Annotated in this window: 10 protein-coding genes and 1 tRNA gene; 5 read left to right on the forward strand and 6 right to left on the reverse strand. The window is 54.4% G+C overall.

Annotated features, from left to right (window positions below):
* Position 1 precedes the first annotated feature (1 nt).
* The 6 genes from RSDT_RS01455 to RSDT_RS01480 are packed head-to-tail and all read right to left on the reverse strand — an operon-like array spanning position 2 to position 7,401.
* The gene (locus RSDT_RS01455) at positions 2-1,093 is read right to left on the reverse strand and encodes a hydrogenase large subunit (protein ID WP_096399276.1); all 1,092 of its coding nucleotides are present in this window, start codon (positions 1,091-1,093) and stop codon (positions 2-4) included.
* Positions 1,090-1,623, reverse strand: a complete 534-nt coding sequence (locus RSDT_RS01460; protein WP_096399277.1) for an NADH-quinone oxidoreductase subunit C — start codon at positions 1,621-1,623, stop codon at positions 1,090-1,092. The genes RSDT_RS01455 and RSDT_RS01460 overlap by 4 nt, the downstream gene beginning before the upstream one ends.
* An 11-nt stretch (positions 1,624-1,634) precedes the next feature.
* Positions 1,635-2,219, reverse strand: coding sequence for a 4Fe-4S binding protein (locus RSDT_RS01465; RefSeq protein ID WP_145954791.1), 585 nt, complete (start codon positions 2,217-2,219; stop codon positions 1,635-1,637).
* A 1-nt stretch (position 2,220) separates the two neighbouring features.
* Positions 2,221-2,655: an NADH-quinone oxidoreductase subunit B family protein gene (locus tag RSDT_RS01470; RefSeq protein ID WP_096400370.1), complete on the reverse strand. Its 435-nt coding sequence runs from the start codon at positions 2,653-2,655 to the stop codon at positions 2,221-2,223.
* 25 nt (positions 2,656-2,680) lie between these two features.
* A complete protein-coding gene (locus tag RSDT_RS01475; protein WP_096399278.1) occupies positions 2,681-3,652 on the reverse strand; it encodes a respiratory chain complex I subunit 1 family protein in 972 nt (323 codons plus the stop codon).
* Positions 3,649-7,401 (reverse strand): complex I subunit 5 family protein, encoded by a 3,753-nt coding sequence (locus RSDT_RS01480; RefSeq protein ID WP_096399279.1) that lies wholly within the window; start codon positions 7,399-7,401, stop codon positions 3,649-3,651. The genes RSDT_RS01475 and RSDT_RS01480 overlap by 4 nt, the downstream gene beginning before the upstream one ends.
* A 759-nt stretch (positions 7,402-8,160) precedes the next feature.
* Between RSDT_RS01480 and RSDT_RS01490 the strand changes: the two genes are divergently transcribed.
* From RSDT_RS01490 to RSDT_RS01510, 5 genes are all read left to right on the forward strand, one after another.
* Complete coding sequence (locus RSDT_RS01490; protein WP_096399281.1) at positions 8,161-9,003, forward strand: sulfide/dihydroorotate dehydrogenase-like FAD/NAD-binding protein; 843 nt, start codon at positions 8,161-8,163, stop codon at positions 9,001-9,003.
* Positions 8,993-10,423: an NADPH-dependent glutamate synthase gene (gene gltA, locus RSDT_RS01495; protein WP_096399282.1), complete on the forward strand. Its 1,431-nt coding sequence runs from the start codon at positions 8,993-8,995 to the stop codon at positions 10,421-10,423. The genes RSDT_RS01490 and gltA overlap by 11 nt, the downstream gene beginning before the upstream one ends.
* A gap of 76 nt (positions 10,424-10,499) precedes the next feature.
* Positions 10,500-10,584 (forward strand) — tRNA-Leu (locus RSDT_RS01500).
* A 226-nt stretch (positions 10,585-10,810) separates the two neighbouring features.
* Positions 10,811-11,485 (forward strand): pyridoxamine 5'-phosphate oxidase family protein, encoded by a 675-nt coding sequence (locus RSDT_RS07120; RefSeq protein WP_231941872.1) that lies wholly within the window; start codon positions 10,811-10,813, stop codon positions 11,483-11,485.
* 467 nt (positions 11,486-11,952) lie between these two features.
* On the forward strand, positions 11,953-12,228 hold the full coding sequence (locus tag RSDT_RS01510) for a hypothetical protein (RefSeq protein ID WP_197702119.1): 276 nt from the start codon (positions 11,953-11,955) through the stop codon (positions 12,226-12,228).
* Positions 12,229-12,257 lie beyond the last annotated feature (29 nt).

Here is a 12,257-nt window from a genome sequence, read left to right on the forward strand (position 1 = left end):
CTTACCTCTCCGTGCAGGAGACACACGGGTCAATACTGTTGGAAATCAGCGCTACATCCGCTACTTTACAGTCGCGCATCATAACACCCAGCGCTTCCCAGTTCATATAGGAAGGAACCCTCCATTTGAGCCTTGCCGGGATGTCTGTGCCGTTGGTGCGAATATAGTAAAAAACTTCACCGCGCGGCGCCTCAGCGCGGGCGCAGGCTTCGGCGTCGCGTATCTGCCGCATGGAGGCGGTCGTCGGGCCGTCAGGCACGCGTTTACAGCACTGGCGTATCAGTTTGAACGATTCAAAAATTTCGTGCAGTCGAACCTTCGTCCTAGAGTGGATGCAGCAGCCGCTGTCGACTATTGTTTCAAATTCCAGTTCAGGGTAGGCCGCATAAGGCGAATCCTTGCGCACATCCATGCGCAGACCGGAGCCGCGAGCCACAGGACCAACAACCCCGAGACGCAGGGCATCTTCTTTGGGCAGAAGGCCAAGTCCTTTTGTGCGGGCGAGCACCATGCTGTTTGTGGAATAAAGTTCGCGTATCTCTTCCACTGCAGGTTCGATTTTGTCAATCATGGAAAGGATGTAGTCAAGAAGAGCACCCGGCACATCGCATTTTACCCCGCCGATGCAGTTTGAGGCCAGATTCATGCGGTTGCCGTATACGGTTTCCTTAATGTCCTGCATCATTTCACGCACTTCCATAGTGTGCATGAAAAGAGATTTAAAACCTATGATGTGCGCCTGAATGGCGGTGTTGAAGAGATGTGAGGCCACACGCTTGATTTCTTCTGCGAGCACGCGCAGATATCGCGCCCGTTCAGGAATGGTAACGCCCAGCACGTTTTCCACCGCCATACAGTAGGTGAACGAATGGCTGTTGGAACAGAGCGAGCAGACACGTTCTGTCAGCGTCGTGTTTTGAATCAGGTTGCGTTGTGCGGCCATGGCCTCCATGCCGCGGTGCACATGGCCCGAGGTCAGGTTGACGTGACGTATGATTTCGCCCTCCACCGTCAGGTGAAAATAAACCGGCTCCTCCAGCGCCACGTGCACTGGGCCGAGGGGCATGGTGAATGTGCTGCTTGCCGTGCTCATTCCGGCTTCTCCCTGTCTTTGAGGATGCGCTCCCAGAGGTCTGTCGTGCATGCGCTGTTCATCATGATGGAAAGCGGCACAGCCTGATTGAGTATGCCTGCGTCAAGCTTTTCATCAAGGAAAAGCCGTTGCGGGTTGGGGTGGTCTGCCACTTTGACGCCATAAAGTTCCATCATTTCACGTTCATGCCAGTCAGCGTTGGCGAAGAGCGGGGAAATGGACGGCACGGGGCATTCACCATTCAACGTCACTGTAAGATTATAAAGAATACCGCTGAGTTCAAAGTGATAGCAGACTTCCTGCATGGGCTCGTTCAAATGGCGGCGGTTATAGGCTGTGGCCATGCACAGGCGCGCTCCTGCGTCGTGCAGTACAGCTGTCGCCTGTGTCAGCATGCGCGGCGTGCCCAGTCTGAACCAGTGAAAAGCGTTGCTGAAGCTGTCCACACTGTGGCGCACAGCGCCGGTTTCGTCGCAGAGAGCCGTAATGCTCTGTATGATATGCACATCGCCGCGAATAGTCTCTTGCATGGGCTTACTCCCTATCTCGTATCTTGTGGGCGCGGTGAGGTTAATTCGGCTGCTTTCATCGGTTCGGGCGCCGGCGTGAGCAAGCGTCGGGCAGTGCGTTTTGCGTCTTCAATCCGGCGGCATTTGGGGCAGATGTGACGGATTTTTTCCGTGTCAATTTCTTTGTTCTCGGCGTAAAGGCGCTGCGCCAGATGTGCGGGGACTGGTCGCATAAGCGCGCCGCAGTCCGCGCAGGGCGTATATTTGATGGTCTGCTGTTCCAGCCGGTTGAATTTATCCTTTTCAGGATGTGCTGAATGCCAGTCATCTGTCACGCTCATGGCGCCGGTCGGGCAGTAATGACGGCAGGAGGCGCACCGGCAGCAGGAATTTTGCCAGATGGTTATGGTATAACCGCTGCCGTCGGGGAGATGTGCAATATTGATGGCTCCGGCAGTACAGGAATAGCGGCACATGCCGCAACCCATGCACAGGTTGGGATCTACCTTGGCGCGACCGCGAATTCGCTGCGGGGAAAAAGTCGGCCCCATCGGATAAGGGTCTGTACTTGGACCATTCAGCAGATTACGGAACAGAATTTTCAGAAAGCCCGCCATATTATTCCTCCAGACCCAGCTTTTTGAGCCAGATTGAACGCGCCAGCACTATGCCTTCCAGAATGGCCTGGGGGCGCGGCGGACACCCGGGGACATTGACGTCTACCGGGATGTAGCGGTCAATCGGCCCTTCAATGGAATAACTTCCGCGAAAGACGCCGCCGGAAATCGGACAGATGCCGACAGCGACTGTCACCTTGGGATTGGGAATTTCATGCCAGACTCTCAGCACGCTGTCGCGCATTTTGGTCGTCAACGGACCGGTGATCAGCACAACATCCGTATGCCTTGGGCTGCCGCAGTACTTGCAGCCGAAGCGTTCCACGTCGTAACGCGGAATACAGGCCGTGGTGGCGAGTTCCACGTCACAGCCATTGCAGGAGCCTGCATTGATCCGGAAGAGCCACGGTGAGCGAACGGAAAGTTTTTGAAGCATTTTGTCCAGCGACACAGCGGCCTCCTTACATCACCCATACCAGTATCAAGCTGCACAGCGCGAGCGCCACAGGAATAGTCACATAGAAACGGAAGGCCTGATCAATGCGAAAACGTCCTGTCGCCGACTTGACCACGGTAATAGAAAGCAGCATCAGCACAAGACACTTAAGCAGGAACCAGATAAGGTTGACAGGCCACCATGCGCTGATGACGCCGGGAAAGAACAGGGCTACGCCAAGTCCCAGAAGGACAAAAGTCTTGAGGGCGGAGGTCATGTTAAAAAGCGCCAGCAGAGGGCCGCCGTATTCCAGAAGCGGACCTTCAATAATTTCCGTTTCCGCTTCGGGAATGTCAAAGGGCGTAACGCCCAGAGTGCCGGGCAAAAAGATAAGATAGGCGAGCAAAGCCGGGATCATGGCCGTGTTCAGCCCCAGAGAGCCGGTCTGCTGTTGCCAGGCCACTATTTTGAGCAGAGAGAACTCCGCGCCTGCTGCGCCGCCGGCAATGCTTTTGCCGGCGATCATGGCCACCGCGAGAAGAATCATGAGCAACGGCGTTTCATAGGCGAGCATGAGCAGCATTTCGCGTGAAAAACCCAAAGCGCCGAACGGAGAACTTGAGGCTGAGCCGCCGATCATCAAGGCTATGGCAGGAATGGGCAGCAGGTAGAAGATGACAAGCAGGTCGCCCATGTTGTTTAGCCCGGAATACACGCCGGGAATGGGAATAAAAGCCGCGCAGACGGCCATGCCTGTGAGGCCGAACACCGGCGCCAGCAGAAATGTCTGACGACAGGCTGTATTTGGAATCAGTGTTTCCTTGGTCAGCAGTTTTGCCGTGTCAAGCCAGGGCTGTTTCAACGGCGGACCAACCCGTCGCTGCAGTCGCGCTTCCACACGGCGATCCAGACCTTTGAAAAAGAAACCCACAGCCAGGGCGAAGATTCCGCCGGGAAAGATTATCATGTGCAGGATGGCAAGCAGCGTGTCGCTCATGACCTGTTCTCCTCGGCAGCGGGCTTCGCGTTTATATAGGGCGCCAGACCACCGTAGATGCTGGATGGGCCCATACGGCTGGCGGCGATTTTCGGCGGCAGACCGCAGGTGTGCACGTCAATTTCGCGCAACGTGGTAAAGCGTCGCACAAAGAACCAGCCAGCAAGAAAGGCCAGAAGCGCCATAATGAATATGGCTGTGGCGTTCCATGCGCCCGGTCCGGAAACCACGCCGGCAAGGTTCACGTCGAGCGGGGTTGAACCGTATTCGCGCAGGATGTTGTTGATGGGCTTGAGCGCAAGCCCGGGGAAGACGCCGGTCAGCACGCAGCCGAAAGCCAGAATGCCCATGGGAAGGCGCATGATGCGCGGCGCCTCCTTAATATTGTCAAGATCCGGCGCCGGCTGTCCCAAAAATGCCGAGTGCAGGAACTTAGCAACATAAGCGAGCGTTATCACGCTGCCGACAAGGGAGAGCAGCGCCAGAAGGGGCTGGCCCGCCTGCATCAGCGCGTGGTAGATGAGCCATTTGGAAGAAAAGCCGCTTGTCGGCGGCACGCCCACAAGCGAGAGGCCGCCAATGGCGAAGACAAGCAGAGTAAAAGGCATTTTTCGTCCTATGCCGCCGAGATCCTCAAGGCTTTCCCTGTGTGTGGCAAACATGACGGCGCCGCAGACAAGGAAGAGCAAATCCTTGAAGAAAACGTGGTTGATGAGGTGAAGCATGCCGCCCGCATACCCCAATGCGCCGCCTGTGCCCACAGCCAGAACCATATAACCGAGCTGGCTCACTGTTGAGTAGATGAAGACGAGCTTGAGTCCGTTCACCTGCAGAGCGCGTATGGCGGAGTATATAATGGTGATCGCGCCTATCCACATAACGGCGAGGTTGATCAGGTTTATTTTTTCGTAGCCGGGGAATACGCCGGCCAGCACAAAAGATCCGCCGAGCAGGGCAAAGAGTTTGATAAGACCGATAATGGCGCTTTTCAGCAGCACTGAAGATATATAGCCGGAAACGGGCGTGGGCGCGAGCGCCGGGTGCATCTGCCAGTCAATGCGTATGGGCAGTTGCGCGGCCTTGAGCACAAAACCCGTAGCCAACAGCGCTGTGCCGAGCCATGCCGCGTGCTGCGGCAATGCGGGAGCAAAGCCAGTCAGCAGCTCTGCCGTGAATGGCGTGAGCGGGCCGACAACGCAGATGCCGACAAACAAAAAGCCCGCGCCGGCCAGATTGAAGATAAAGTACTTGCAAGCTTCACGCAGGGATGGCCGTGTCCCCTCATGCGCTATAGCCATATAGAGCGTCCATGAACTCATGATTTCCCAGAAGAGGAAAAAGCTCAGCATATAACGGCTGGCAGCCATGCCCACCAGCGCGCCGCACATACAGGTAAATGCCCCGTAAAAGCGCCACTGGGTGTGGCTGTGATCCATATAGCCCACTGCGTAAGCCATGTTCAGCGCGCCGATGATCGGCACTATCATGGCAAAGCAGAATGAGAGTGTATCCATGCCGCGGCCGAAGGCCATTACCAGCAGAGCGGTTGCGAGCAGCACCGCTACGGACGACCAGCCCGCTTTTCTGCGGTTGTCGGAAAAAAAGGCCGGTATGAGCGCGCCGAATATCGGCGTTGTCACATAGATGGGCCAGGGCACGGCAAGCGCGTCCAGGACGCGGATGTCGGTCAGCGTTGGTTCAGAGCAGAAGGAAGCGGCGCCGGCAACGAGGTGCATCGGCAGTTGCGGCACAAGGCAAAGCGCCAGACTGAGCGCGGCCAGAACCGCCAAGGGGAGGCGCATGTAGAGGGGCGCTTCCGCGACGTTCGGCAAATGTGCTGGCCGTTCGTCAAAAATTAGGGTTTTGAGAATGCGCATATAGTAAATGGCGCCGACGAGCGAACCGGCCAGAATAAGAGCCGCCATCCATATGTAGCCGGCGTTCACAGAAGCCTGTATCATCAGAAATTTGCTGTAAAAAGCCCCAAAAGGCGGCAGTCCCATGATGCTGACAAGGCCCGCGGCCATACAGGCCGTTGTCCACGGCATCTGGCGTCCCATGCCGCGCATGTCGGCCAGATTGCGGGAGCCTGCGCGCATAATGAGCGCGCCCGCGCCGAGAAAGAGCAAATCTTTCATAACGGCGTGGTTGACGACATGCCAGAGCGCGCCTGTTGTGGCAAGCCACGTGTCCATACCCAGAACAAGCGTGATTTCGCCAAGCTGGCCCAGTGTGGAGTAGGCCAGCATGCGTTTTATGTCGTCCTGGAGTAATGCCATGATTTCGCCGTAGATAAGGGTGGCCGCGCCCATGAAAACCAGAGTGGTGCCGAACCAGCTCAAATCAAACAGGCCGCGCATGTCGCCGACAGTCTGATCTGCTCCTGCCAGGATGACGCTGACGATGCCGAAAATACCCATCTTGGTGATAATGCCGGAGAGCGGCGCGGACACGGGAGAAGGCGCTGCCGGGTGGGCGTCGGGCAGCCACGAGTGCAACGGAACAAGACCGGCCTTGACGGCGAAGCCGGCAAGGCAGAGCATAAGCGCTCCCTGAATCCAAACCGGATTTACGGCGGCAAGATTTACGGCATTTCCGGAAAGACCTTCCAGCAGGAAGAGCCCGGGCAGCATAAACAGCGCGCCCCCGGCGCACATGACGTAATATTTGAGGCCGGCGTCAAAGGCGGTGCGCTTGCCTTCATACACTACAAGAAAATAGGAGGCAAAGGTCATCATCTCCCAGTAGCCGTAGAACGCGTCCTTGCTGTGCGCGGACACAATGCCTGCAAGGGAGGCGAAGGTCAGCGGAAGGAAAAACCAGTACCATCCTTCGCGTTCGTCATGGATATAGTCTTTGGAATAGACGCTGACGACAAATCCTATAAACGTGATCAACAAGAGAAAAAGGCGCGGTATGGGGGGGCTGTCTACCTTGAATGCGGCCGCAAAAGCCACGGCGAAAAAAAAGATGGCTACCAGCGCGGCCAGCTTTTTGCTGCCGAGCCAAGAGGTTAGGCCTGCCGCTATGGCGCCGGCGTAGAGAAAACAGTAGGCCGGGTGCGCGGGCGCATGTTCCGGCGCGAGCGCGAACCGTCTGCCGACAATATCCGTCAGCGCCTCACGCCCGAAACCGAGCAGAGCGACAAGCAGACAAAAAACAATCACCAGCGCTACGGCTGCAGAGGAAGATCCGGCGATGGCTGTTTGTTCTTTCGTCGTCGGCGTGAGGAAGACGCAACGCACGGCGTCTACTGAAAGCCATACAAAAACCGTTGTTGCGGCGGCCATGACAAGCAGGGCGGGAATGCCGCCATGCGTCGATGTGAACAGCACGCCTTTGACGATCATGGCCCGGCCTTCGGGAATCAGGAAAGGCGAACCGCCTACCGCACCCAGAAGGCCTAGGGCAAAGAGCGCGCCGTTAAGATTGCCGTACCCTGAGCCGCGCAAATTTTGCAGCAGCGGCGCATCTTGCGTGTCAGGTGTGAGTCGGGCAAGAGAAACAAGGGCCAGTGCGCGCGCCGTTGTCTGAAAAATGACAAAAAGCCAAAGACCGGTATAGGCTGTGGCGTTGGGAGCGCTGAACCCCAGACAGACAATGCCCAGATCGTGCAGGGCGCCCCATAAAATCAGACGACGCGGGTTGCCGCGCTGCAGAACAGCCTGAGCTGTGGCAAACAGCAAAAGAACCGTGCCGGCGAAAAGCGGCCAAAGATATCCGTCGGACGTGAACAGAGGTGATGTCATAGACGCCCCGTGTGATTATGAGATTCGCCGGTCCTCGCGCGGGAGATGCGCTCCGGACGACTGCAGACAGCTTTACAATTGCCGTATGTTACTTCACTTGAACGTGCCCGCATATTTATTGTTCTACTTTGATGAGGATAAAACCTTCGCCTTCGGGCGGCAACTTCTAAGCATTTTTTTAAGCTGTGGCAAACAAAGTTTGTAAAATAATTTATAAATATTTTTTATTAACAAGAACAATCACTATTTATAAAATCTTCTCCTGTGTAAAGGTTTTTGGGCTGGTTTTTTAAAAAATTTGGCTCTAGTTGCGTTTATTTATGTATTATCCCGTTTAACCAACGCAAGAGACTTTTTTGACTCACATACACATGGTCACAGGAAAGGCTGGCCCCCCCTGACAAACGCACAAAAATAATTTTTGATATGCTTCGGCCTTTATTCAGAGAGGATGTCCTTGACAAGGTAAAGAGAGCTTTGCAACTCCAGGATATTATTTATAGTCATATTTTTATGCAGTTATTCAATTAGGAAGGCACTATTTTGTTCATGAATATAAATTTTGAAGGTGCTGTTTTCGACGTTGTTTTCAGGGAAAAAATTTGCTGGTATATCTGTTGATATATCAAGATTTATTTTTGAATAATTTTTATTATTACAATATATTATAATACATCCTCGTCCACGCCCTGTTGTCAGCGCGCCCATTCACGACTATTATGCCGCGAACAACATTTTTCAGAGGTCACAGGAGAGCGTATGTCAACCACCATTCTTCACAAGAAAAATCTGATACCGGGAAAAACAAGCAAGCTCACGCTGTACGCGCCGGAGATAGCAGCCAGAGCGCGGCCCGGACATTTTGTCATGCTGCGCATGCACGACAAAGGCGAACGTATTCCTCTGACTATTGCCGACATAGATCCGGAAAAGGGGAGCATTGTTGTTGTCTATCTGGTTGTTGGCAAAAGCACGGCTTTTCTGGAAAGCCTTGCTGAGGGTGACGACATTCTGGATGTCTGCGGCCCGTTGGGTCGGCCCACGCACATTGAAAAAGGCGGCACGGCCGTCTGCGTCGGCGGCGGCACGGGCATCGCCGCCATGCACCATATCGCCAAGGGGCATTTCCGCGCGGGCAACCGCGTTGTGGGCATCATCGGCGCGCGCAGCAAAGATTTACTGCTTTTTGAAAAAGAACTTTCCTCTTTTGCCCATGAACTTCTTGTCTCTACAGACGACGGCAGCTACGGCCGCAAGGGCCTTGTCACTGAGCTTCTGCGCGAACGGCTTGAGAAAGACATGGCCGTTTTTGAGGTGGTGGCTGTGGGACCAGTGTCCATGATGGCCGCTGTGGCCGAAACAACGCGGCCCTTCGGCGTCAGGACAACAGTCAGCCTGAATCCCGTCATGGTGGACGGCATTGGCATGTGCGGCGCCTGCCGCGTGAGCGTTGGCGGCCAAACAAAGTTCGCCTGTGTGGACGGGCCGGAATTTGACGGGCATCAGGTGGACTTTGCCGAACTTCGCCGCCGGCTTGCCGCTTACCGCGATCAGGAAAAACTCTCTTTGGACATGTACGAGAGGCGCTTACATGAAAATTAAAAAAAATTCAGGATATCTTGCCCCCAGAGTGGACATGCCCTGTCAGCCGCCCTTGGCACGGCGCGCCAATTTTGAAGAAGTGGCCCTCGGCTACACAACAGAAATGGCCATGCAGGAGGCATCGCGCTGCCTGCACTGCAAAAAGCCGCTCTGTGTGGCGGGCTGTCCGGTACAGGTGCCCATACGCGATTTTATTGCCGAGCTGGCGCGCGGCGATCTGCAGACCGCTTACACCGTCGTCAAGTCCACCAACAGTCTGCCCGCCGTCTGTGGCCGTGTCTGTCCACAGGAATACCAGTGTGAGGGCAAGTGCGTGTTGAACGCCAAGGGGCAGCCGGTGGCCATAGGACGGCTGGAACGCTTTGTGGCGGATTCGTTCATCGCACCTATCGCCTGTGAGCGTCTTACGGAAAAAACAAAATGCGCCGTGCCCCGTCACGGCAAAAAGGTTGCCTGCATAGGCGCCGGCCCTGCCTCCCTGACCTGCGCGGGAATGTGCGCGGCCAACGGGCTTGCAACAGACGTGTTTGAAGCCCTGCACGAGCCGGGTGGTGTGCTTGTTTACGGCATTCCGGCGTTTCGCCTTCCCAAAAACGTGGTCGCCGCGGAAATTGACGGGTTGGCCGCCTTGGGGGTGCGCTTTTATTTGAACTCGGTAGGGGGGCGTACGATAATGCTGGAAGATTTGCGCAGGGAGTACGACGCCGTGTTCATCGGCGTAGGCGCGGGTCTGCCGATCTTTTTGGGCGTGCCGGGCGAAAATCTGGTGGGCGTCTTCTCCGCCAATGAATACCTGACGCGCGTGAACCTAGGGCGGGCCTACGATTTTCCGAGGCAGGACACTCCGGCCTTTCCCGGTAAAAACATCACTGTTTTCGGCGCGGGCAATGTGGCTATAGACGCGGCCCGTACGGCCCTTCGCATGGGCGCGGAAAGCGTGCATATTGTCTATAGACGCACCAGAGCGGAAATGCCGGCGCGCAAGGAAGAAATAGAACACGCTGAAGAAGAGGGTGTGCAGTTTGCCATGCTGGCCGCGCCGGTGCGATTTGACGGCTTTGACGGCAATGAGGAAATGCGGCTCGCTTCCGTCACGCTGCAAACCATGGTACTTGGCGAGCCGGACTCCTCGGGCCGTCGCCGCCCTGTGCCGCTGGAAGGACAACCCCGTGTTCTTCCCACAGATCTGGCCATTGTGGCCCTCGGCACGCGTCCAAACCCCATTTTGCTCGACGCCGCGCCCGGCCTTGAGCGCACGAACCGCGGATATATCAAGGTGGGCGCAACCACGGGCGAAACATCCCTGTCCAATGTTTTTGCAGGCGGGGACATTGTCACCGGTGCGGCAACGGTTATTCTGGCTATGGGCGCCGGACGGAGAGCCGGACAGGAAATATGCAAACGGTTGCTGCCGAACTGACTCAGGGGCATGTGCGCCTGTGGTCACAACAGCCTTGTTGTGAGCGCATGGGCTGTGTGTGTTTTTGTCTGTGCAGGCGAGAGTGGCGGAATGGGCAGACGCACTGGATTTAGGATCCAGCGGCTTCGGCTGTGGGGGTTCAAGTCCCCCCTCTCGCACCAAACTAAAAAACCATAAAGTCCAATAATGCCAAAAAAACATTGCGGGACTTGGCTTTTACAGGGCTTGATAGTCTCATATAGTATCTAAATCCATTGACATTGAATTGTGGAACGAAAAGGAGAAAGTCCCCCTCTATGTTGACTGGGATGCGGAAACTGACGATCTCTATCGGGATGGGTAGTGGCAGAACTGCATCTTATTGTCGCAATTGCAAAAGGAGATATCATGAAACTGCTTGCCGTAAACGGAAGTCCGCGCAAAACAATGAATACCGGGTTGTTGCTGGAAAAAATTGTCGAGGGTGCCGCTTCTGAAGGAGCCGCAGCAGACGGATCTGCCTTGCATCCCAACGGAGAACACGGCACAATTAAGCAAATGATGAATGGAGTTGGATCTGTGAAAGTCGCATCAACGGTTTTGGCCGTATTCATGCTGACGGCATTTATAGTAATGGGCAGTGACGCCTTTGCGACGGAAGACAAAGGTCAAAAAAGCGAGGTAGGTATGCAGGAAGTTCACGATTTTATGAAAAGTTGCGGGCAGTATTTTTTGGCAACAGTGGATGGTGACCAGCCCAAAGTGCGTCCGTTCGGTACTGTGGCCATTTATGACGGAAAACTTTATATCCAGACCGGCAAAAAGAAGGACGTCTTCAAGCAGATGGCGCGTAACCCGAAAATCGAGATTTGCGCTTATGACGGCAAGGGGAAATGGGTGCGGATTCAGGCTGTCGCTGTGAATGACGACAGACGCGAGGCAAAGCAATTTATGCTGGATTCCTACCCGGAGTTGAAAAAAATGTATTCGGCGGATGACAACAATTCTCAAGTGCTGTTCCTGAAGGACGTCAAGGCGAGATTCCATACGTTTACCGGGGAATCAAGGACTGTGGAATTCTAGACCACGAGGGAGAATATTAAGCTTCTCTATTAATATCAATAAGTTATTTCTATTCTGGAAATGGAAAATTCTGTTGAACTGCCCTGATATGAGCAGCAACTCTGCATTCTTCCTTGCCTTTTCCCTTCAAGGTTCGCGTCGGAAGGCGCGCATCTTTAATTCCCTTGGATGTCATGCACAGGCTCCGGCAAAAATACAAAAATCAGATCAATCCGGCTTCCTGCTCCAAGCTTTATATATTTTAAGGCTTATTATATATGTATCATATTGATATAATTTATTTAAATAGATTTAAAAATATTTATCCCTGCAATTATCCTCAAATAAAAAAGATGCTTTTTAAGAAGCAAATAGTCTTCACTGGACAAGCAGATGTGAGGTGACGGCTTGGGCGCACGTTTTCAGATTCAGATTCGCACCCTGTTCAGCAGATTTTGAAAAATTAAGAAACGTGATAGAAGAAAAAAATGTGTGAAGATAGCCAGATAAAATCTAAAAACCGGGTTGCTGACCACGGCGAGGTATTTACTGGACAACGGGAAATCAACGCTATGCTGGATATGGTGAAGCGGGAAGCCGAGCGCATTGACTCCCGTTTTTTTGAGCCGGCGTGCGGAAACGGTAATTTTCTCGCTGAAATTTTGCGGCGCAAGCTGGCGGTGGTCAAAAAACGGTATGCAAAGAACCAAGTGGACTATGAACATTATGCCATTCTTGTAACCTCCAGCATATCATGGGATTGATTTACTGCCAGATAACGTGCAGGAACGTC

Origin of the sequence: Candidatus Desulfovibrio trichonymphae, from assembly GCF_002355955.1 — a bacterium.
Taxonomy (GTDB): domain Bacteria; phylum Desulfobacterota; class Desulfovibrionia; order Desulfovibrionales; family Desulfovibrionaceae; genus Desulfovibrio; species Desulfovibrio trichonymphae.